Here is a 23,248-nt window from a genome sequence, read left to right as displayed (position 1 = left end):
AATTCAAAGCATTAGGGGTAATTATGCCTGCTACATTAGGAGAAGCACAACATATAAGTTCATTTTCTCATCTAATGAGGGATTCTAGCAAATTGCAAGATGTACGGATTTTTAATGAGGATTGTCATAGGGGTTTGCAGAATCTCGGGGATAATTCGATAGATTGCATTATTACTGACCCGCCATATTTTATTGATGGAATGGACAATGAATGGAACGATACAAATCTCAAAACTAAAGCTTCAAAAAGTGGTGTGGTTGGGGGGTTGCCTGTGGGTATGAAATTTGATAGAACGCAGGGTGAACGGTTGCAAGTTTTTATGAATCCTCTCGCAAAAGAATTTTTACGCGTGCTCAAACCTGGTGGATTCTGTGTCGTTTTTTCGCAGGCAAGACTCTATCATAGAATGGCGATGAGTTTAGATTTGGCAGGGTTTGAAATACGAGATATGTTGGCTTGGAAATATGAGGGGCAAGCAAAGGCATTTTCGCAAAATCATTTTATAAAAAAAGATAAAAATCTAACAGAGGAACAAAAAAAATCTCTAATCAAAAAGCTAGAAGGATACAAGACACCACAGCTTAAACCACAGATTGAACCTATGGTTTTGGCACAAAAACCAAAAGAGGGGACATTCGTGCAGAATTGGCAAAAACATCAATTGGGGCTTATTAATACAAAAGAGAGTTTGGATGGCAGGTTTCCAAGTAATGTAATGGAAGTTAGCAAACACACAAGAAAGAATGAAAGCAATATAAAAATAGAGCATTTAACGCCCAAACCCGTGTGTCTTATCTCTCATCTTATCAGGCTTCTTACACAAGAAGGGCAGATTGTACTAGACCCATTTATGGGCAGTGGCTCTCACGGTGTTGCTGCCTTAAACAATCATCGCTTTTTTATAGGCTATGAGATTGAGAAAAAATATTTTGAAATAGCAAAAAAACGAATAGAGCAAGAAGTTTTATAAAGCAAGATTCTAAAATAAATGAGCAAGAAGTTTTAGAATCTTTTAAGATGATTATTCAGTATAAGAGTGGCTAAAAATATTTTGAAAGAGTAAACACAAATACAAAGGAATATTCTTTGGAATTTTTGAAAGACTTTGAAACAATAAATTAAAGTAATAGAAATATCCTATTGTTTGTGCATAGCAAATCTTTCAAAACTAAAATTCAAATAGTATTTTTAGAAACAACGCAGAATCTACAGGAAAATACAAACTTTTGAATCTAAATACACAGGTTATTACTTAGACTTTATACCTTAGATACTTTTATTTTTCATTGCATTATATGCTATAATCACAATTAATACAAAAACATAATAAAGACTAAATGGTAATTTCAACAATTATAAACCTCTTTCGGTAGACAAAATTTGCTAATCAAGAAAATCTTGTGTAAAAAATATTGTAGCTTAGGAATTGCCTCAAATAATTAGCGCAATAACGAGATATTTGAGTTTCATCGATAACAAATCTCTATTAGCTTGGCAATGATTCATTAAGTAAGGACATCAAAAAGCAAACTAAGACAGAACTTCTACTTAAAAGGAATATTTTGTTAGATTTTATCCCCTACATTACTAATGCTAATGTTATGGCTTTCTTGCTCCTTTTCTTACGTTTTAGCTCTATACTTGCATTTTTTCCTTTTTTTGACAATCAGATAATACCAATAAATGCTCGTGCAGCTTTAGCTTTTATACTCGCAATAGTCTTTATGCCAACCTTACGAGATATAATATCGTATCCGACGCTTTCAAGTTTTATCCTAGCTGGTTTATTCGAAATTACATTAGGTTTTGTGTGTGGACTTATATTGCAGATTGCATTTTCCTCCATTATATTTGCTGGAGACTTAGCAAGTTTCTCTATGGGTTTCACAATGGCTAGTGCCTACGATCCGACAAGCGGCACTACAAAACCTATTGTTGCACAAGTGATAAGTATGCTTTCAATACTCATGGCATTGCATTTCAATTTTCATCACATGCTGATTGATATTATTGCGTATACACTTAATGATACACCTTTGGGAGGATTCTTCCTTGCGACTAACACAACAGATATAGCAAAATATTTCGTTAAAGCCTTTAGTAACATGATACTTATCGGATTTTCTATGGCTTTTCCTATTATAGCAGTTATATTGCTTTCAGATATTATTTTTGGCATGATTATGAAAACACATCCACAATTTAATCTGCTTGTAATTGGATTCCCAATTAAAATTGCATTGGCTTTTGTTATCCTCACCCTCATTGTGCCAAGCATCATCTATCATTTTAAAGAAGACTTAAGTGAAGCTATGAAAATACTAGCAAAGATTCTCAATCATTAAAAAGGAGTTACACAATGGATATGGGTTTTATGCTTGAAGGCAATATAGACAACAAAAAACTTTCCGTTATATGCACAGGGCATATTCACGACTATGAATCCTTTAAAGCTTTTAAAAACAATTTGTTTAACATTGCAAATAGTAACGAGATCGCCCATCTCAAAGATAAGGCTTTTGAAACGTTAGAAATAAAATTTGTAGATTCTCATCCTCTACCAGATTGTCTAATAGGATTCTTACTAAAACTTAGCGAAAGAGATAAAATAGATGTTAATATCACAACAAACGACAATAAAATGTTAAGTTTTTTCATATCGATATTTTTAGATGATAAATTTAATGTAAGATTATTTTTATAGTTGCTTTAGTTTTGCTAGCATTAGGCTAATTTTGTTTGAGGAGAATTAGTATGCCACAATATTCCAAGAAAATTCTAAGCCTTAGTGAATCTGCTACAATAGCAGTAGCCACATTGGCAAGAGACCTAAAGGCACAGGGTAAAGATATTTTAAGTTTTAGCGCGGGAGAACCAGACTTTGATACCCCACAGATTATCAAAGACGAAGCTATGCGAGCACTCAATTCTGGCTTTACAAAATATACAAGTGTAGCTGGGATACCCGAATTATTGCAGACTATTGCCAATAAGCTCAAAAGAGAAAATAATTTGCAATATGATTCTAAAGAGATTATTGTTAGCAATGGTGCGAAGCAATCTCTATTTAATGTTTTTCAAGCTATTATCAATGAAGGAGATGAAGTACTTATTCCCGCACCTTATTGGGTAACTTATCCTGAATTAGTCATTTATAGCGGTGGAAAACCCGTTTTTATTCCGACAACTGAAGAATATGATTTTAAAGCGCGCGGTACCGATTTTGAAGCTGCCATTACTGCCAAGACAAAAGCGATTGTGCTAACTAGTCCCTCAAATCCTACTGGCATGATTTACAGTAAAGCGCAATTAGAATCCATTGCCCAGATAGCAATCAAACATAACCTATGGATTGTTAGCGATGAAATGTATGAGAAACTTATCTACGAAGGTACATTTACTAGCATTGGCTCTCTTAGCGATGAAGTTCTACAACGTACAATTACCATTAACGGATTAAGCAAATGTGTTGCCATGACAGGTTGGCGCATGGGATATGCTGCCTCCAAAGATAAAACTCTCATCAAACTTATGGATAATTTGCAGAGTCAATGCACTTCTAATATTAATTCCATTACGCAAAAAGCATCTATCCCAGCATTAGATGGGAGTGTAGATCTTGATATTAGCCACATGCGTGAAGCATTTAAAGAACGTAGAGATATGGCATGTAATTTGATTAAAGAGATACCTGGTATTAGCGTTATAAAGCCAGAAGGTGCTTTTTATCTCTTTATCAACATTCAAAAAATAAGAGGATTTAACGGTGATAGTATGGAATTTTGTAAATCGCTTTTAGAAAAAAATGGTGTGGCTTTGGTACCGGGAAGCGCATTTGGCATGGATGGATTTGTGCGCATGAGCTTTGCTTGTGATATAGAACAAATCAAAAAAGGGTTTATGCGTATAGCAGATTTTATAAAGAATCTTTAAAGTCATATTTCAGTGACTCAAACATCCCTATAAAAACACTTATTAAGAAACAAGGCTAATGTTGCAACAAAGACTAGAAATACAAAACTAGCAACATCTTGCGTTTAATACGTTAGATACGTTGCCCGTTACCTGACTTCTTTGTTTAAATTTGTGCCCTCCGAGTGTTCTTATAGCGAGCAGATTGTAGAAACATTTTTTTTATAGTATGCAAAGTTTGCGTAATGTATGTTTTCAATGTATAAAAATCCCATTCTATAACTCCCTTACGACAAACGAAAGCAAAAGTAAGCCCCTGCAATCGTATTTTTTTACCAATATCTACAATAATCGCCTTAATACGACGTTTGAGAAGATTACGTTTCGTCGCTTTAGCAACTTTTCTATTGATACTAAATCCCAATAAAATATTAGCATCTAACTCACGAAAGTATTTTTTACTATGAGATACTTTATATTTAAAACGTTTGAAAGAAAGGGCATAAATGCAAAGGCATTCGTGATTTATTCGCATGCCCTCTTTAAAAAGAAGAGAAAATTCAAATGAATTTTTTAAATATGAAATGACGTTGCCTTGTATTGAATCTTGATACTTGTTATCCAAATAAGACACGTTTAATCCTTTAAATAGCAACAAAAGATGAATCTATCCAAATCATCTCAATCTTTAAATCTCCCATAAAATTCACTCACTGCCCAATAGCAAACTCTGTGTGTGCGCAATTAATGGATCGACTATTTTATCTAAATCGCCGTTTAACATAATTTCTTCGAGGCTATATAGAGTAAGATTGATTCTGTGCTCTGTTATGCGATTTTGCGGATAATTATAAGTGCGTATACGCTCACTCCTATCGCCACTGCCTACTTGATTCTTTCTTACCTCATGATTTTGTGCGATCTGCGCTTGTAACTCCGCCTCATAAAGTCTCGCTTGTAGAATCTTTAATGCCTTATCTTTATTCTTGTGTTGAGATTTCTCATCTTGCATAGACACTGTAATTCCTGTGGGGATATGTGTTATGCGCACAGCCGAATCTGTGGTATTTACACTTTGCCCCCCATGCCCACCACTGCGGAAGACATCAATTTTTAAATCATTTGGATTAATGGCGATTTCCAAAGAATCTACCTCTGGCATGATAGCTACTGTAATAGCTGAAGTATGTATCCTTCCTTGCGATTCTGTTTTTGGCACACGCTGCACACGATGCGTACCACCTTCATACTTTAAACGCGAATAGGCTCCATCACCTTTAATTAAAGCAATGATCTCTTTATATCCACCGACTGAATTTTCACTAGAACTAATAATCTCTACATACCATTTTTTAGAATCAGCATAACGACAATAGGTCCCAAACAAATCTCCGACAAAGATTCCAGCTTCATCTCCTCCTGTACCTGCGCGAATTTCTAAATAGATATTCTTTTTATCATTAGGGTCCCTGGGAATTAAAAGAATCTTAATATCATTTTGTAGCTCTAACTCTTTTAGCTCTAACTCTTTTAGCTCTTCTTTTGCAAGTTCGCCCAAATCTTTATCATCCAATAAAGACTTATTGCTTGCTATATCATCGAGGACTTTCAAATATTCTTTTGCTTTATGCGCAATTTCATCGCTTTCACTTTTTTCTATACTAAATTTTTTCAGCTTCTCCATATCAGATAGTACTTCTTGTGTACTTAACAATGCAGCTAATTCTTCATTTCTTGCAATGATTGGCTTTAATTTTTCTATTAACATATTGGAGATTCAGAATCTAAATTACTTTCCCTGATTAAGCTTTTTAACGAGCCCGTTAAGTTTTGCAACTTTTCTTGCAGCGGTATTCTTTTTCAAAATTCCCTTGCTAACAAACGAGTGAAGTTCTTTATTTGCTATCTTAAATGCTTCTGCCGCACTTACACCATCATTATTTGTAACAGCCTCACGTACGCTTTTAGTAATATTTTTTATTCTTGTGCGATAATAACGGTTACGTTCTGTCCTTTTTTGTGTCTGTCTGATTCTCTTTTCTGCGGATTTATGATTTGCCATATTGCTCCCTTTATTAGAATTATAAAAGCTTTTATTATAGCATGCTTATCCTAAATTTATCAAAAATAAGTATCTAAGTTTTATCTTATTCTCTTTATTTCGAGAAATAAAATATCACCAATCCGCCAAGTTCTTCACGCGTAGAAACTCTTGCGATAGTCTGAATCACATTCTTGCAAGTACCTCTTTCTATAATTAATGCAGCAAACTTTTGTTCTGGATTACTTAAAGATTCTTGAAGCTTCGCACAATTATGGAAAAACATATAATGACCTGCTGTAATATGCGGTATTAAAATAGCATAATTCGCACTCTCTTGTATAGATATAGCAACAAGTGAATCTGATGTCTTTTGCTCTAATAAAGCAATTTGTCGTGCAACTGTTTGAGCAATATTCTCAACACGATTGCCGTATAAAGAGAGATATAAAACATTGCTTAAGACAACACAACTAATACATATCGCTAGTAAATAGCTCCGAGTCTTTGTAATTGTTATCTCCCGCAAATAACATAACAAATAAGGCACGCACAACAAAAGTACAGGAAATGCAGGCATAATGTAACGCAACGTTTTATAAGGAGCAACAAATATCACTAGGAACATCCAAACCAAAGCACATAATGAATAAAAAACTATTAGATTATTTTGCATAATATATCGTAGCGATTTAGCCTTGATAAATTGGACACAAAACCACACAAAGCTACATAACAACAAAATACTTAGCAATAAGCCTAAATGTGTATAGAGCAATGTGAAAAAAGATTCCGTAATGCTCCCAATAGAATCCGACAAATATTCTAAACTGATTTTTTGCCTTGCTTCTACTCCTCTATCTTTTAAGAATCCTCTGAAGTATTTGGGATAAAGTAAGGGTGTTAAAACTAAAGATGCTAATGTTATATATATATATATATATCTTTTAATATACACAGCAACATACACGCCACAAGTTATAAATACCATGCAAACAAATAAAGCCCCAAAATAACCCGAAAGTAGAAAAAACGATGTGAGTACAACCAACAAAAAAGACAACCGCCAAATCTGTTTTCGTAATTCTTTTGGAAAAACGTTATTTGCAAAATACCCTTGCCTCTGATAGCCTTGCAAACAACAAAAAAGATTGGTGTTTGCCCACAGAAACATCATCAACAAACATTCCTGTAACATATATGGTCGCATAAATAAAGTATTGGTAATAGAAGCTGGATTAAGAAAGCTAAGCGATAAAAAGACAAGTATAGCAATTTGTACAAGAGTCTTATCAGAATCAGAATCCATTGCATACAATAATTTTTTTACTAGACAAAATGCAAAACAAAAAGAAAGAATAAAAAACACAAAATTAAGAGAAACGCCACGATAGAATAGACTCTTTATTTCATTGTCCGCAAAGCCAATATGCCACAAACGAAAAAGGCTATAATACAAATTAGTATGTGGTATATCACGATTGTTTTTCCATAGTTTGAAAATATCGTTTAATGCCCCGCTAATAGTTGCATCATTCCACAATAATTTTTCTTTTAATGTATGGGCATCTAAAATAGTACCTTCTGGATAAAATTTCCCCCATCCGTAATCATTATATTCTGAAAGAACAATAGACAATCCCTCATCAATATGCAAGTCGGCTCTTTGCTCTAAATAAACCAAACGTAATCCCAATGCTATCAAAAAAATTAGAATCGCTATTGCATAAAAAAATCGCTGGATAATTCGAACAAACATAATGCCTCCAAGAAGTTTTTTATAAAATCTACATTACATGAAAAGTATTGAAAAGTTAAAAGGCAAATTGTTACTTTAGCGCGCACATTCTATGTTTAAATGATGCAACAATAATAAAATGAATGCCAATGAAACTACAAATTTAAGTAAATTGCGGCTTATTGTAACGTATTGCTCATAGATATTCGCGATGATTCAATAAGTTTTCATACAAAGAAAGCAAATTTTGCAAATAATGCCATTTTAGGGATAGTTAAAAATTTCAATACAGAATCTAAAGACTTTCCATATTGCCGCGGATAATGGATGCGCAGGGTAATCAAAGGATTGAGACGATAAATAAACCTTTGAAATATCGCGATAAACGTAGTTTAACTTTAGATAATTATGCAAACATCAAAGCAACTATTTCACATTTCTATAAGTTTTCACAAAAGGATACGAGCTAATACTTTTTAGCTGTATTTTTTTTAAAATCTAAAATATCACCATAAGTTTGCTGCCACACGGAATCACCCATATCATAGATACTCTGCTTTGCAATCGCACTCGCACTTATTAGATTAAACCATGTGAGTGCTATGTCTTTTTTCATCTCATCATTAAGTCTTGCATATCTACTATCAGTAGCTGGTAAAATAAAGCCACAAGCTACATAACGCCAATGAGCGATATTTTCAAAAATATTACTTAAAGCACTACTCTCAACAACTGCAAGGCTTTTTGTAATCGTAGGATTATTTTTAAGCGCATTTTGATAATCCCCATTTGTAATGGCAATTTCAAGCATTTGTGCCGCTATTTTATTAGTAGGAAGATAAATACCATTGTCAAGCAAAAAAAGTATAAGAGTTGCTGCGTCTGTGTTACCCCAAAGTGCCCCTTGCATAAGAGTATTGAGTGCGCGAGTATTGAGCCCAGAGAGCGCAAAATGCGCATAAGCATTCACAAGCAAAACAGAATCTTGCTTATGTAATCCCTCACAAAGCAATTCTTCACCACTTAAAGCATAGGAATCTAAACTCACAAGCCGCTCTAAAAGCTCTTTACTTGGTTGTGAATGTCTAAAATCCATAAAACCCTTCACTTCTCTATCATTTACTTTTTCAGGCATAAAAGTCGAGATAAAATCTATTTGTTCATGTATAAACCTCAAACAAGTATAACAAGGCGAGTGATAATCCGCTATTGCTAACTGCATAAGATAGACTTTAGCAAGTGTAGAATCTTTTGCTAATGTTACAAGTTCTTTGATGTGGGGGATTTCTTCTGTCTCCCTTATGCGCATTATGCGAGATTGTATAATAGAATCCACAATCAAAGAAAGAGCTTTAGATTCGGCTTTTGCATTGTATTTGATTGTGTTAAAAGTTTTAAGATTCTTAACTTTATTACCACTCATATTCTCACATTGAAGCACTCCGCCTAAATCTGCCCTACTTGTTTGCAAAAAGCCTTTTTTTATAAACTCTTGATTCAATACGGGCATCTCAAAATCACTTGCATATATCAAACCCACGCACACAATTAAACTTATAAAATATCGCATTTCCTCCTCCTTTAAAATTCAACCTTGCCACTCTCGCATACATTTTATTATAAAGTTACACATTGAATCTAAAGTGCATTACATCGCCATCTTGCACAATATATTCTTTCCCCTCGATACGCATAGCTCCAGCCTCCTTTGCCTTTGCCTCGCCACCATATTTAATAAAATCCGCATAGCTAATGCACTCCGCACGGATAAAGCCCTTTTCAAAGTCTTTATGAATCACACCAGCCGCTTTTGGTGCGCTATCGCCCTTTTTAATGCTCCAAGCTCTCACCTCTTTCACTCCAGCAGTAAAGTAGCTTATAAGCCCAAGTCTAGCAAATCCCTCTCTAATAATCTGCTCTAGCCCACTCTGCTTTGCCCCAAGACTTGCTAGAAACTCCGACCTTTCATTATCGCTCATATCTACCATTTCTTCTTCTATTTTTGCGCATAATTTAATGGCTATCGCGCCATTTTGTGCTGCATATTCGCGCACTTTTGCTACATATTCATTATCAGATTCTAAGCCCTCTTCGCTTACATTCGCCCCGTAAATCACTTCTTTATTAGTTAAGAATCTCAATTCTTTATTTAATGCGATAAATGCCTCATTATCGCGCTTAGTAAAGCTCCTTACAGGATTATTAGATTCTAAATGCGCCAAAAGCTCTTGCGCTAAGGCAAGTTGTACGTTTGTGCCTTTTTGGGCTTTGCTCTCTTTTTGCAATTTCTCAATACGTTTGTTAAGACTAGCAATATCAGCAAAAAGCAGCTCAAGCTCAATAATTTCAATATCGCTAATCGGGTCGATTCTACCCTCTACATGCGTGATATTGGCATCTTCAAAGCAGCGCACAATATGTAAAATCATATTAGATTCTTTAATATTTGCTAAGAATTGATTGCCTAGCCCCTCACCTTTACTTGCCCCGCGCACAAGCCCGGCAATATCCACAAACTCCACGACAGAATGCTGAATCCTTTGCGGATTCACAATCTTAGCAAGTTCATTTAGCCTAGTATCTGGCACATTCACAACCGCCTTATTTGGCTCAATCGTACAAAAAGGATAGTTTGCAGCTTCTGCATTTTGCGCCTTTGTTAAAGCATTAAAAGTCGTGGATTTACCGACATTTGGCAAACCTACGATACCGATTGATAATCCCATAGTATTCCTTAAATATATATTAGGATAATTATAGCAATACGCAATTCTATTTGCTACAAATAACAAAATCCAAATAGCACATGTTAATATTTAGCAATATTTACAAATTAAAATATTAGTTACTTTAATAAATAAAATAATACAGATATAACAACCATTAATAATATTTAATGGTAGTAAATAATATTTTTGTATATTGACAATTTTTAATAAACTTTAGTAAATAAATATGATACAATGAAATACGAGTTTTAAAATTTCGGATTCTCTAAAATCTAACTCGCAATCTTAAGGAGATACCTTTGGATACGGATCCTTATCAGTCGTTTGGAATGGTTATCTTAGCATTTATTCTAATTTTTCTTAACGCTTTCTTTGTTCTTTCAGAATTTGCCTTAGTTAAAGTGCGCCGCTCACGGCTAGAAGAGCTAGTCAAGCAAAACAATCAAACTGCTAAACTTGCTCTCAAAATGTCGTATTCTCTCGATAGTTATCTGTCCGCTACCCAATTAGGAATCACCCTTAGCTCATTAGCACTTGGGTGGGTAGGGAATCATATAACATCTCTCGTACTGCACAGTATAGGCAATATTTTTCATGAGAACACACAATTCATAGATTCAATAAGTCTCTTTATTTCGTTTAGTTTAGTAACCTTACTCCATGTTATCTTGGGAGAAATTGTACCAAAATCAGTTGCTATTGCAAAGAGTGAACAAGCTTGTCTCACTATTGCGCGCCCGCTTTATATTTTTTGGGCAATTTTCTATCCCGTTATTAAATTCTTTGATTTTGCTTCTGCAATATTCTTGAAGATTCTCAAAGTCGAAGCACATAGTGAAGCACATAGTGACGAAGAGCTGAAAATTATTGTGGGAGAAAGCCTTAAGGGAGGATTCTTAGATTCCATAGAAGGAGAAATTATTAAAAATGCTGTAGATTTTTCAGATACTCTTGCAAGAGAAATTATGACACCTAGAAAAGATATGGTTTGTCTGGATAAACAACTAGAATACCAAAAGAATATCGATATTATTATTGCCGAACCTCATCATACTCGATATCCTTATTGTGAAGGGAGTAAGGATAAGATTCTAGGAATTATTCATATTCGCGATATTTTAGCTGCAAGTATCAAAAATAAATATCAGCCTATGTCATTTGATAGTTATGTGAAAAAAATGTTAGTCGTCCCAGAAAGTGCATCTATATCGCAAATTCTTTTAAAAATGAATAAGAAGAAAGTTGATACAGCCCTTGTTATTGACGAATATGGTGGAACAGCGGGAATGATTACAGCAGAAGATATTATGCACGAAATTATGGGAAACATTATTATAGATTCTACGCCTGCAGAAGAATTGAAAAAAATTGATGAAAAATCTTACGAAGTCGATGGAAAATTGGAATTAGAAAAAATAGAAGAACTTTTTAAGTTTGAATATCATGAAAATTTTATGCAGGTAACGATTGGAGGCTATGTCCTAAATGTCTTTGGTGATATGCCAAATGTAGGGGATAAAATCAGCGACTCCTTATGTCAGTATGAAGTACTAAGCATTGAAGAACATCGTATAAAAAAATTAAAAATTACTCTTTTGTAACTTCCAATCAATTAGAAAAGTCATAGACACCCTTAGCGACTTGATCGGGAGGAACAAGCATTTTACTAAAACCAAAAGACACTCCCAAAATCAAATTCGAGGCAGGCACTTCAATATTTTCCGCCTTTAACATATAAAAACGTAGCATAGGAGCAATACTAAAACGTCTAAAAAGTTTTGCTTCGATACGTGTCTCAAGTAAAAATTGATATTTGGGATTAATAAGCGAATTTCGAGCATTAAAAAGGTATTGTTTAAAACTCGTAAGATACAACCAACGAACGTTAGAATTAAATTTATATTCCAATTCTACACCTGTTTCAAGTCCCAAACTGTTTAGCCCTATATTGGGATTTGCGTCATGTTCGCCAAACACATTAAGATAAAAACCTTTGATATATTTTCCCTCAAAAAGTTTAGCTCCTAAAGTATAAGTAAAAATTTGTCTTCTTCCTATCCTTTGTGTAGCAACAAACTCTGTTTGATAAGAGAATTTCATATATGGTCCCATTTCAAATGATTCAAAACCCCAATCAAAATCCCATACCCTTTGTGTATAATCAGCAGAAATGAGAAATTTATCTAAGTTTTTGTTACGTACAGTAGTATCATTGTTTTGTTGCACTTCAGTAAAACCATATTCCCCAACCAGAGAATTAAAGACCACAAATCTTCTTGCATAATAACTTGCATTGAAAGTTAAGAAAAATTGCAAAGCTAGTTGTGAATTACCTTTAAGGTTGCTATCAGAAAAATTTGTGTAGAGATTCTGGTTAGTAAGGGAAGATTGCGTAAAATTCAGTGATACGCGATTTAAATCTAATTCCCATCCGCGTTTATTTTCATTGGTATCTACCTTAGGCTTCGTAAACGAAGAAATACTTAGTGCTTGCATAACATTTGTGGACAAAAAAAGACAAAAAAAGACAATTTGTTTTCGTAACATGCAACTTGAATCGTGAATTACCCATTCTTAAAATTGCATACATCAATCATATCTTTAGACAAAAACTCTACAGCTTCACCATGTTCAAGAATCTTATCGGCAATTATTTGTGCGAGAATTTCATCAACAACATTGTCTTTACAATCCAAGCTAAAAAGAATCTCATAATAGTGTGGTTGTAAATTTGATGGTATCTCTACTTGCTGCAAAATAGTATCATTCACAATTTCTCCTAGTGCTTGCATGATCGACATGAGATTCTCTATAATGAGATAGTATTTCGAGTTCCTCTTCCTCTTCCTTTAATGCTTCTATCATCTGTGCATAAAGTTTAAGGCTTTCTTTTGCGTCCTCTTCGTCAATTTTTGCCATAATGTAACCGACATGCAAAAGCACAAAATCCCCTATCTTTACATCATCTTGCATTAAATCAAGACTTGCTTCGCGTTGCACTCCAAGTGTATCGAGGAGAGCAGTATTATTTTCTGCATTAATACTAACAATCTGTGAGGGAATGGCTAGACACATCATAATCCTTTAAAGAAAAGCGAATCTTAGCATAATAAAAATAATACCCCATTTATTGATGATTAACATTGTTTATTCTAAGCTTAATTGTATTTATACGTTGCTCTTTTGTGCCTTTTTATCTTTCTGACTGATATATTTTTTTCCTGTCAAATATTCTAAAGCACGTCTTACAACCGTTACAACCGTATCAATCCCACCTGCGAGACTAAAAAGCCAATATCTATGACAATAGAGCCACTCAAGCTCTTTTGCTTTCTTGTCATCGGTGTTTGCTATTGGTCGCACAAGAAGTTGCGCTATATCAAGCTCTTGATGAAAAATATAAGATTGCAAGGCATCTGTAAAATAGTCATGAAATACACGAGAATTAAACATGTCTTTAATTTCATCAATAGAATCTATGAGCTTATCCATTGTTTCATAATTAAACTCTTGAAGACGATTTTGTTTATTGAGTTCTTCAATTTCTTGCAAAAACTTAATAAGCTCAAGAAATACATTCTCAACTTTTTCTTGTTGCAATTCACCATAATCAATCCAATTCTCACAAATTTCAATGGCTTTCGCAAGGTTTTTCTCCGATGTTGCTTTGCTTGGTGGATTAAGCACAATCTGTTTCTTTTTGACTTTTGGAATAAGTGCACATGCCTCTTTGAAGGGCATTTCAATTGTTCCACGAATCCTCGCTCCTCCTTCTGTGGCATTAATGACTTCAATTTTGTATGGCGTATTTGCAATATCTTTTTCATAAAAATTAAGAAAAAGCTTCCACACCTCTGTTGTTTCAATAACACCTCCACCACCATATCTCTCTACAAATATTTTCCCTTCTTTGGGCTTAATCTCATTTTCACCATACACAGCACCCTTAGAATGACTTGTACCGTCTTCCCCGAAAGCTAAATCTTGCCCAATAAGAATACAACGTTTAAATTTTGAATGCACAACGAGCTCATACGCCATATTTGCAGCACTCATTCCGATACCCAAATAGCCGTATTCATAAAAATTAAATAAAGTTGTATAGCCAAAAGGACGAAAACTAAACTGCTTCACACCATTTGTAATTGCATGAATTGTATCTTCATGCACAATAGATGTCAGAGAAAATATCACATCTTCTTGTGCTTCTTTAGGAACATCTGTATAAAACTTCGCACTCTCTTTCACTCTCTCAAGAGAAAAAACAACATCTGGCTTAATACCATGTTTATAGAGAATCGGGAAACTTGCATCAATGCAAAACAATGTTGCATAAGGCGCAATTTCCTTGAGCTGATTAAGCTGCTTATAAAGGCTGGGTCCTGTAGCAACAATAATTGCCGTATCCCTTTCTTTAAGATGGGAATGAATTTCTATAAGTGATGGCGAAAAAAGTGAATATTTCATATTCTCAATGTGCTGCTTGATTCCAATGATTGCATCTTTCGTATCATTGCCAACACTGACGACATTATGCTCGATGGCTTGGACGAAATCTTTATTGATACGTATAATTTCACTTTGATATTTTTCATAATAGACATTTGGTAAAAGCAAATCATAGACTTTTGAATAAATTTTCGAGAATTTATCCATATCAAACAAGGAATTAATCATATAAAAATTACATGACGGAGAATGCAACAAAATCAATCGATTATTAAAAATATCCTCACTAAAATCAATAAGATTCAAAACAATATAAATGATTTCTAGCTCTGGTTCGATTACGACAATACGTTTTAGAATCTCACTTCCAAGCATCATGCGGTAAAGGATTCCATTACCTAATCCATACGCATAAAGATAAGGATAATAGCGATACACTTCATATTGCTTGAGCACAGCGAGATTTTCTTGCAACGGATCGCCTTGATAGAGGGGAGTATTGCTCGCAAGTTCAATAATATTAAAGTTTGCACTATCACTTCCCATAAAAACTTCATAATTTGTGTTTGTTTCTATCTCAAGAAGCTTATAAAATAATAAAGGGTCGCGATAACTTAAGGCATGAAGATTTTGTTGGTAAATCGAATTTTCATTAATTTGTGCTTGTGCTTTATCAAAGCTGCCCAATGGTTGTAGGTTGTTTTGCTGATAAGAATCCATAAGTTCCCTTTATTTGTTGAATCTACTGCAACATCAATTGCATTTGAAACGTTGAAAATTGAGCGCATCTTTATGCGACATCTCTTGCGTTCATTAAAATTACACAAAGAGCAAGAAAAGTTCCTTAAATTAACCATGATAATTAGGTGCTTCTTTTGTAATATCAACACCATGTACATGACTCTCCCGTAATCCCGCCGAAGTAATCTCAACAATACGCGCTCGCTCCCACAAAGAAACAAGATCTTGTGCACCCAAATATCCCATACAAGAACGCAATCCCCCAACCAATTGATGTAAAACGGAAGCGATTTTCCCTCGATAAGGCACTCTACCTTCTATTCCCTCTGGGACAAGCTTATCCTGCGTAATATTTTCCTGAAAATATCTATCACCACTGCCTTTCTGCATGGCACCGATACTTCCCATACCGCGATAACTTTTATATTGTCTTCCTTGAAATATCACCAAATCACCGGGGCTTTCTTCGGTACCAGCCAATAGAGAACCTATCATTACACTTGAAGCACCGATAGCCAAAGCTTTAGCAACATCACCGCTATATTTTATCCCTCCATCTGCAATAATCGGAATCTGATATTCTCTAGCAACACGAGCACAACCATCAATCGCAGAAACTTGCGGCATACCAACGCCAGCCACAATACGTGTAGTACATATACTTCCTGGTCCAATTCCTACTTTTACCGCATCTGCACCTGCTAGAATCAAATCCTTAGTGGCTTCTGGAGTTACAACATTGCCTACGATAACATCAATATCCGCTTTTGATTTGATTTCCTTTAATGTATCAATAACATTCTTAGAATGCCCGTGCGCAGAATCCAAAACAAGAACATCAACTCCAGCATCGACAAGAGCCAAGGCTCTATCAATCTGCTTAACCCCCACAGCAGCACCTACACGCAACCTACCCATAGAATCTTTATTTGCTTGTGGATATTCAATACATTTTTGAATATCTTTGATTGTAATTAAACCTTGCAATACATTGTTTTCATTGACTAGAGGCAATTTCTCTATGCGATGCTTGTGCATAATATCTTTAGCATGTTCCAGACTAATATCCACTTTTGCTGTAATCAATGGCGGCTTAGTCATAACTTCACCAACTAACTTGCTAAAATCAGTTTCAAACCTTGTATCACGGTTGGTAAGGATTCCAATTAAAACGCCGTCTTTATCTACAACAGGCACACCTGAAATACTGTAATTCCCCATAATATTCTCGGCATCTTGTAGGGTTTTATCTGCAGTGATAAAAACAGGGTCATTAATAATGCCACTTTCGCTTTTTTTGACTTTACGTATTTGCGTTACTTGAGATTCTATATCCATATTTTTATGAATAATCCCTATACCGCCCAATCGCGCCATAGCAATTGCCGCTTTATATTCTGTTACTGTGTCCATAGCTGCGCTAACAAAGGGGATATTGAGACTAATATTCTTCGTAAGCATAGATTGTATACTGACATCTTTAGGTAAAACTTCAGAATACGCTGGAATAAGGAGAATATCTTCAAATGTTAATGCCCTAGTAATTACATTCATAATACGCCTTTTCAATAAAATATAACTCTGATTCTACTTAGTTTATAACAATGATTAGTTTTCAGAACAGATAGATTTATTGACGGAATTTAGACATGCGAATGGTTTGCCAAAGAAAAAGGGCTATTCCACAATCAATACATATATCTGCGAAGTTAAAAATAGGAAAATCAAAGCCGTAATGCCAATAAATATAGTCTACAACGCCCCCGTGCAAGAATCTATCCAATACATTGGAAATACCTCCGCTTAACATACACGCAAAAGCGAGATAGTGTTGCAAAAACAATTGCCTTTGCAAATACAAAACAAGACATATCACTACTAAAAAACCGACTTGTATGAACTTAAGCCATTCACCCAAAGAAGTAAGAAACGAAAAGGCAACACCTGTATTGTAAACTAAGGCTAGAGAAATAACCTTGCCCTCTGCTATCATAACAAAATCATGAATATCACGTGGATTAGCAAGAGAGATACAATAGAATTTAATGAGTTGATCGAGCAAAAGCAGTAACAAACCCACAATGATAAAAGTAGCGGTTTTTTTAAAACAAGATTTTCGCTGGCAAAAAACTTGCGGCTGGCATACATTATGATGTCTATGTCCCATTGTTGTCCGTTCTATTAAATAATGGCATTGTAGCAAAATGCAGACAATAAGAATTAATTAGGCTTGTTCTTGCTATTAACACAAATACACAATTTTCGCTCCAGAGCCGCCCATACTTGCAGGAGCGTCAACAAATCCACGTACAAAATCTGCGTTTTCTAAGTAATGAATAACAATACTACGTAACATCCCACTCCCTCTGCCATGCACAATTAATACTTCTCCAAATCGCGCCATAAGAGCCTGATTGAGAAATTCTTCCAAGCTTACTAAGGCTTCTTCTCTCGTGCAACCATGTAAATCAAGCCTCGTGCGAGCCTGAATATCGGCTTGTAAGGTATAAGAGGATTGAGGAGCAATGGTATTTTTCGTGCTTTCTAATTCTATTGATGGAATGCCTTTTAATCTAACGCCATTACGTAATTCGATTGTATAAAAGTGCATTTCACCTTTATGTGATTGAGAAGAATGGGTATTTTCTTTAGCAATAATTCTTGCAACATTGCTATGATATTTTACCCACTCATTAATCTCATAACGTTTATCACTCTGCAAAACAATGCGGGGCTCTTGTTGCTTTTGCTTAGAGGCTTTGTTAAGTAATTTGTGAATATTTTTTAACATGTCTTGTTTTTGTGTATGGCTTTCTGTTTGCAAAGAAGTTTGCCTTGCTAGCATTTTTACCTCTTTAATTGCTTCATTGTAGTGCCTTTTAAGATTGAGACTTTGCGTCTCAAATTGTTTTTTTAACATGGCTTTCATTTGCTCTAACTCACGTAATTCAGCTTGTTTTTGTGCAATAAGAGATTCTAATTTGGTTTCTCTTTGTTTGTTTTGTGTGATTTGTTCATTTGACTTTTCAATTAATTTTTCTAAACTATTTGCCTGACTTCCATGCAGTTGCTTTGCTCGCATAATCAGATTCATAGGAATACCATATAAAGCGGCGCACTCCATTGCATAGCTTTTGCCTATACCTTCAATAAATTCATATTGTGGTTTTGCTTCTTTGATATTGTAAAGCGCAGCTAGCAATTGTGTATGGGGATTATCTGCCATAAGCGAAGCTAGAAACTTATGATGCGTAGTAACAATAGCCTTTACTCCATTATCCAACAAATAATCCAACAAAATTTTATAGAGACTAGCGGCTTCACTCGAATCTGTGCCTAATTCAATTTCATCAATTCCTACAATGAGATTACGTTGGTGCAGAATCTTGCTAAATTCTTTAATTCGCCCTGAAAATGTAGAAATATCTTGTTTGCTATTTTGTGGGTCCTGCGAAATGATAACAATATTTTGCACCAAAGGAATATGTGATTTATGGGGGTGAATCTTAAAGGGCAGAAAATATTTCACGCAAAACAAAGCACTTAAAACGCTTTTAAGCAGCATAGTTTTACCGCCGGCATTAACACCTGTAATAAGCAAAAGATTCTTAGAAAAACGAAGAGTAATTGGCTTTGGATTCTTGAGACTTGGATGAGCATACTCATGCAAAACAATAGAATCTGTATCAGCATTGCACGGAAATACAAATTCCAAATTAGAATCTCTTGCAAAACGCACTCGAGCAAGAACCCTATCAAGACAATCAAATTCCTTATTCACATAACGTAAAAAGGGCAAATGCCTTGCGTAAATTTTGCTATATTCAGCGGCTAAAAAGGCTATCCTTTGTCTGATTTTATCTTGCAAAACAATAATTTCTTGCTGTAAAGATTCCAAATACATAGGCACAACATAAAAAAACCCACGATTGGAACGAGCAATAACTTTTGCAGGAAGAATATTAGCAAACCCTGCGCGCAACAACAATGTCAAAGTATCCTGAATAAAATGTAGCTGTGTATCGACAAGAAATTCTTCCAAGTGCGGTGTATGAATAGCGTTGTTTAATTTCCTTTCTTTCTCCTGCATTTTAGATTCTAAGGCATCGCGTAAAGAATCTAATTCTTTATCTACACCTCTTTTAATACAATAAAAATTCTCTTGTGTGTTTTTTTCGAAAACAAAATAAGTTAATAACACAAGAATATCTGATGGGAATTGAAAGCTTTGTAAGTACTTTGAAAAGAAATCTTGTTTTCCTTGCAAAGAATCTTCTTGTTGCAAATCATAGAAAACTTTAACAATCTGCGCACATGCAATAACCTCTTCTATCGTAAGATTCGCCCCTTTACTAAGCCATAGCAATTGCTGATCTAATTCCCTTACTTTAGGCAATGTAGGCAAGCTAACACAATACACCTTATCATCAAAGTGCGCAATAAGTGCTTGCAGTTTTTCAGAATCCAAAATTTCCAAAATATGATTCAAAACTTTAGTGTGTAGCAAATCTCTATGTGCATTATCGTAAGACGGTGCATTAAAGGCGCGCGAAAAATATTCGCTATATCGCACAAGAAAATCATCGAGATTAAGTTTGCTCACAAGAGAAGAGATTTGCTGAATCTTTTTCATAAATTTTGCATTTGAATCCATACCATTCCTTACGACATCGAAATAAAGCTAGTTAAGAAATACAGGCAACTAGCACAAAACATTCTTAAGACTTCTATCATTTCAAATCTGCCCAAGATTTCCCGAAGGCAATATTGCAAACAAGCGGCACTTCTAAATGATACACATTCTCCATAACTTCCTTAATGAGATAGGCAAGATTCTTAACCCGTGATTCCTCTATTTCAAAAATAAGCTCATCATGCACTTGTAGAAGCATTCGTGCTTTCGGATAGACTTCACGACTATTAGAATCGATATGAAAATCCGCAAGATTTTTGAAGATAGCATTCATACTTAATTTTATTAGATCTGCTGCACTTCCTTGAAAGATAGCATTCACGCCCTCACGTAAAAAGTTTTGTCGCATAAATTCTGTCGCATTAAGGAAATCAAAGCATCTCCTTCTTCCTAGCAATGTTTCACTATAACCTTTCTGTAAAATTTCTTCTTTTTTATATTCGAGATATTTTTTCACAGTAGGAAAACTAGCAAAATAACTTTGAATATATTTCTTTGCTTCAGTATTGCTAATGCGCAATGTCTGCGCGAGTTTCCTTGCGCCCATGCCATAAATCAAACCAAAATTAATAGATTTAGCGGCACTACGCAAATAAACCCTCTTATCAGAATCTGTGTTTTCAAATTCTGCTTGAAAAATCTTTTTCGCAGTTTCTGCATGAATATCCGCATCGTTATTAAAAGATTCGATTAGTGAAGAATCCTGACTGAAATGTGCGAGAAGACGGAGTTCAATCTGCGAATAATCAAGACTCACAAGCATATTGCCATGTTCTGCCACAAAGCCCGCACGGATGTTTTTGCCTAATTCACTGCGCACGGGAATATTTTGCAAATTCGGGGATTTAGAGCTTAAACGTCCTGTATTAGTGCCCGTTTGAATAAACGAAGTATAAACTCTGTGCTGTGTTTTACTTAACTTTAAGAGAGGTTCAATATAGGTACTAAGCAGCTTAAAAGCCTCTCGATAATGCAGCAAAGAAGAAATAACAGGATGCGAATCAAGAAGATTCTGAAGTACCGCTTCATTTGTGCTAAGCGACTTATTATGTGTAGAATCAAGTTTAAGGTGATGAAACAAAACTTCGGCTAGCTGCTTGGGAGAATTAATATTAAATTCATGTCCGCATTCTTGATAAATTTGTTGTTGTAAGCTATGAAGTTTCTTTGTAAATTCTTGCTTAAGATTCAAAAAATATTCCCGATCAATTGCAATACCCGAATCTTCCATAAAACAAAGAGTAAGAATGAAGGGATATTCCACATCATTTGCAAGCCGTAAGAGGTCTGGTGGACAAAGAGATTCTAATCTATTGTAAAGCTGATAAGTAGCCACTGCGTCTTCACTTGCGTATTGGCTAGCAACCTCTATGGCAACGCGATCAAAAGTCTCTCCTTTGGCTACAATATCATCAAAAGCTATCATTTGATGTCCAAAATATTCTCGCATCAGATTATCTAGGCTTACACTTTGATGAGAATTAAGCAACCACGCAAGAATCATCGAATCTTTAATAGGACGTGTTGGCAGGATTCCAAAATTATGCCATGCCATGCCAATATCAAATTTTATATTATGTCCAACCAAAGTGTGAGAGAAAAGAATTTCTAACGCCTGCTTTGCTTCTTGTATCGAAATCTGTTTGATAGAATCATGTGTCGTATCGAGTAGGGTTTCTTGCTTTTCTTCCTTTGCAATACCATGTAAAAAGGGGACATAATAGCCATTTATCCCATCAAAACAAAAGCTAAACCCCACGATACGATTCTCTCTTACATTCAATCCGTCTGTTTCGCAATCATAAGCAATAACCGTTTCTTTGGGAATGGATTCTAGAATCTTGAATAATTCCTCTGAATCTGTAAGGGCATGAGAAACAAAATGAAATTTATTGTTTGTATTGTTTGGAGAAATTGGAGGGATTTGTTCTTTATGCCCCTTAATAGAATCTGCTGCATTAGATTGTCTCTGTATAGCTTGCTCTTGCGTAGCTAATTCGGGTTGATAATTTACAAGATAAGAGAGAATCTTATGAAGCTCATATTCTTCGAGTTCTGGCTGTATTTTTAATAGTGGCATAGGATTATTATCATTTTGCAAGGCAAAAAAATCATAATCTGCTAGCAAATCAGTTCGCAAGGTAACAAGCGAACGACTAAGATACGCTAAATCTTCATGCTCTGCGATAAGATTGGTTATTCTTTTACCAAAAAGAGCGACAAGCTTTGATTCATCATTATGCAGTGTTTCATAAAGCGAAGACAAATCCTTAAAATGAGCGAGAATACGTTGCGCACCTTTTGTACCGATGCCTCTTATGCCCGGAATATTATCACTCGAATCGCCCACAATGCTTTGATAAGTAATAAATTCATGCGGTAAAACACCAAACTTTTCTTGACACTCTTTGGCTGTGATTTTTCTCTTCCTCGTGTAATCAAAAAGGCTGATTTGCTCATTAATAAGCTGATATAAATCTTTATCATGACTAATGATTTGCACTTCTAAGCCTTTGGAGATTGCAAGATTGGCAAGACTAGCAATACAATCATCTGCCTCATAACCGTCAAACGTTACTTGTGGTATTTGCATTTTTTCTAGCCATTCTATGGCTATGGGTAGTTGCAAGAGTAAATCTTTGGGGGCTTCTTGTCTGTTAGCCTTATAGAGAGGATAGATTTCTTTGCGCCTGTTAATACCGCTACCTTCAAGCGCAAAAATAATACAAGTATTTGGATTCTCTTTATAGAGATTAAACAAAAAATGACTAAACCCTGTGAGCAAAGAAGTAGGAAAATGCTTAGAGTTCTGCAATGAAGGTAAGGCATAATAACTTCGGAAAAAATACCCAAAAGTGTCAACAAGAATAATGGTATTACGCATAATATTCCTTTGCAAATAATAAGCTACAAGTTTACACACATATAAACAATAAGACCATTA

General features: G+C 35.0%; 19 protein-coding genes. 5 read left to right on the top strand and 14 right to left on the bottom strand.

The genetic code is table 11. From position 1 onward, the window contains the following. Positions 1 to 23 precede the first annotated feature (23 nt). The 4 genes from CQA66_RS03080 (at position 24) to CQA66_RS03065 (ending at position 3,934) form a co-directional block, all read left to right on the top strand. Positions 24 to 971 (top strand): DNA-methyltransferase, encoded by a 948-nt coding sequence (locus CQA66_RS03080; RefSeq protein WP_104763163.1) that lies wholly within the window; start codon positions 24 to 26, stop codon positions 969 to 971. A 592-nt stretch (positions 972 to 1,563) separates the two neighbouring features. Continuing rightward, the gene (fliR, locus tag CQA66_RS03075) at positions 1,564 to 2,346 is read left to right on the top strand and encodes a flagellar biosynthetic protein FliR (RefSeq protein ID WP_104763162.1); all 783 of its coding nucleotides are present in this window, start codon (positions 1,564 to 1,566) and stop codon (positions 2,344 to 2,346) included. Positions 2,347 to 2,360: 14 nt separating this feature from the next. Then, positions 2,361 to 2,705 carry a hypothetical protein gene (locus CQA66_RS03070; RefSeq protein ID WP_104763161.1) on the top strand — a complete coding sequence of 115 codons (345 nt, stop codon included), beginning with the start codon at positions 2,361 to 2,363 and terminating at the stop codon, positions 2,703 to 2,705. 50 nt (positions 2,706 to 2,755) lie between these two features. Next, positions 2,756 to 3,934, top strand: a complete 1,179-nt coding sequence (locus CQA66_RS03065) for a pyridoxal phosphate-dependent aminotransferase (protein WP_104763160.1) — start codon at positions 2,756 to 2,758, stop codon at positions 3,932 to 3,934. Between the two features lie 145 nt (positions 3,935 to 4,079). On the opposite strand, the gene rnpA is transcribed toward CQA66_RS03065, so the two are convergent. From rnpA to ychF, 6 genes are all read right to left on the bottom strand, one after another. Then, positions 4,080 to 4,547, bottom strand: a complete 468-nt coding sequence (gene rnpA, locus CQA66_RS03060) for a ribonuclease P protein component (RefSeq protein WP_104763159.1) — start codon at positions 4,545 to 4,547, stop codon at positions 4,080 to 4,082. A 72-nt stretch (positions 4,548 to 4,619) separates the two neighbouring features. After that, complete coding sequence (gene prfA, locus CQA66_RS03055; RefSeq protein ID WP_104763158.1) at positions 4,620 to 5,681, bottom strand: peptide chain release factor 1; 1,062 nt, start codon at positions 5,679 to 5,681, stop codon at positions 4,620 to 4,622. Between the two features lie 21 nt (positions 5,682 to 5,702). Next, positions 5,703 to 5,975 carry a 30S ribosomal protein S20 gene (gene rpsT, locus CQA66_RS03050; RefSeq protein ID WP_104763157.1) on the bottom strand — a complete coding sequence of 91 codons (273 nt, stop codon included), beginning with the start codon at positions 5,973 to 5,975 and terminating at the stop codon, positions 5,703 to 5,705. A gap of 94 nt (positions 5,976 to 6,069) precedes the next feature. Continuing rightward, positions 6,070 to 7,713 (bottom strand): hypothetical protein, encoded by a 1,644-nt coding sequence (locus tag CQA66_RS03045; RefSeq protein ID WP_104763156.1) that lies wholly within the window; start codon positions 7,711 to 7,713, stop codon positions 6,070 to 6,072. Between the two features lie 445 nt (positions 7,714 to 8,158). Continuing rightward, a complete protein-coding gene (locus CQA66_RS03040; RefSeq protein ID WP_104763155.1) occupies positions 8,159 to 9,262 on the bottom strand; it encodes a hypothetical protein in 1,104 nt (367 codons plus the stop codon). 55 nt (positions 9,263 to 9,317) lie between these two features. After that, positions 9,318 to 10,418, bottom strand: a complete 1,101-nt coding sequence (gene ychF, locus CQA66_RS03035) for a redox-regulated ATPase YchF (protein WP_104763154.1) — start codon at positions 10,416 to 10,418, stop codon at positions 9,318 to 9,320. 332 nt (positions 10,419 to 10,750) lie between these two features. Here ychF and CQA66_RS03030 point away from each other — a divergent pair, with 332 nt between their 5' ends. Next, the gene (locus CQA66_RS03030) at positions 10,751 to 12,022 is read left to right on the top strand and encodes a hemolysin family protein (RefSeq protein WP_181882229.1); all 1,272 of its coding nucleotides are present in this window, start codon (positions 10,751 to 10,753) and stop codon (positions 12,020 to 12,022) included. A gap of 7 nt (positions 12,023 to 12,029) precedes the next feature. Here CQA66_RS03030 and CQA66_RS03025 read toward each other — a convergent pair whose 3' ends face one another. From CQA66_RS03025 to polA, 8 genes are all read right to left on the bottom strand, one after another. After that, positions 12,030 to 12,968 (bottom strand): hypothetical protein, encoded by a 939-nt coding sequence (locus tag CQA66_RS03025; RefSeq protein ID WP_104763152.1) that lies wholly within the window; start codon positions 12,966 to 12,968, stop codon positions 12,030 to 12,032. 17 nt (positions 12,969 to 12,985) lie between these two features. Continuing rightward, positions 12,986 to 13,192, bottom strand: coding sequence for a hypothetical protein (locus CQA66_RS03020; RefSeq protein WP_104763151.1), 207 nt, complete (start codon positions 13,190 to 13,192; stop codon positions 12,986 to 12,988). Beyond that, entirely contained in the window at positions 13,185 to 13,496 is a 312-nt protein-coding gene (locus tag CQA66_RS03015; protein ID WP_104763150.1) for a HypC/HybG/HupF family hydrogenase formation chaperone, read from the bottom strand. Before CQA66_RS03015 ends, CQA66_RS03020 begins: the two co-directional genes overlap by 8 nt. A gap of 93 nt (positions 13,497 to 13,589) precedes the next feature. Next, the gene (locus CQA66_RS03010) at positions 13,590 to 15,590 is read right to left on the bottom strand and encodes a motility associated factor glycosyltransferase family protein (RefSeq protein ID WP_104763149.1); all 2,001 of its coding nucleotides are present in this window, start codon (positions 15,588 to 15,590) and stop codon (positions 13,590 to 13,592) included. Between the two features lie 129 nt (positions 15,591 to 15,719). Further along, the gene (gene guaB, locus CQA66_RS03005; protein WP_104763148.1) at positions 15,720 to 17,165 is read right to left on the bottom strand and encodes an IMP dehydrogenase; all 1,446 of its coding nucleotides are present in this window, start codon (positions 17,163 to 17,165) and stop codon (positions 15,720 to 15,722) included. A gap of 76 nt (positions 17,166 to 17,241) precedes the next feature. After that, positions 17,242 to 17,778 (bottom strand): signal peptidase II, encoded by a 537-nt coding sequence (gene lspA, locus CQA66_RS03000; protein WP_104763147.1) that lies wholly within the window; start codon positions 17,776 to 17,778, stop codon positions 17,242 to 17,244. 75 nt (positions 17,779 to 17,853) lie between these two features. Then, positions 17,854 to 20,265 (bottom strand): endonuclease MutS2, encoded by a 2,412-nt coding sequence (locus tag CQA66_RS02995; RefSeq protein WP_104763146.1) that lies wholly within the window; start codon positions 20,263 to 20,265, stop codon positions 17,854 to 17,856. Positions 20,266 to 20,341: 76 nt separating this feature from the next. Then, positions 20,342 to 23,188 carry a DNA polymerase I gene (polA, locus tag CQA66_RS02990; protein WP_104763145.1) on the bottom strand — a complete coding sequence of 949 codons (2,847 nt, stop codon included), beginning with the start codon at positions 23,186 to 23,188 and terminating at the stop codon, positions 20,342 to 20,344. Positions 23,189 to 23,248 lie beyond the last annotated feature (60 nt).

Source organism: Helicobacter aurati (genome assembly GCF_003364265.1).
In the GTDB taxonomy this organism is placed as follows: Bacteria; Campylobacterota; Campylobacteria; order Campylobacterales; family Helicobacteraceae; genus Helicobacter_A; species Helicobacter_A aurati.
The sequence above is the reverse complement of the archived record's forward strand: the minus strand, read 5'-3'. Positions and strand labels throughout refer to the sequence as shown.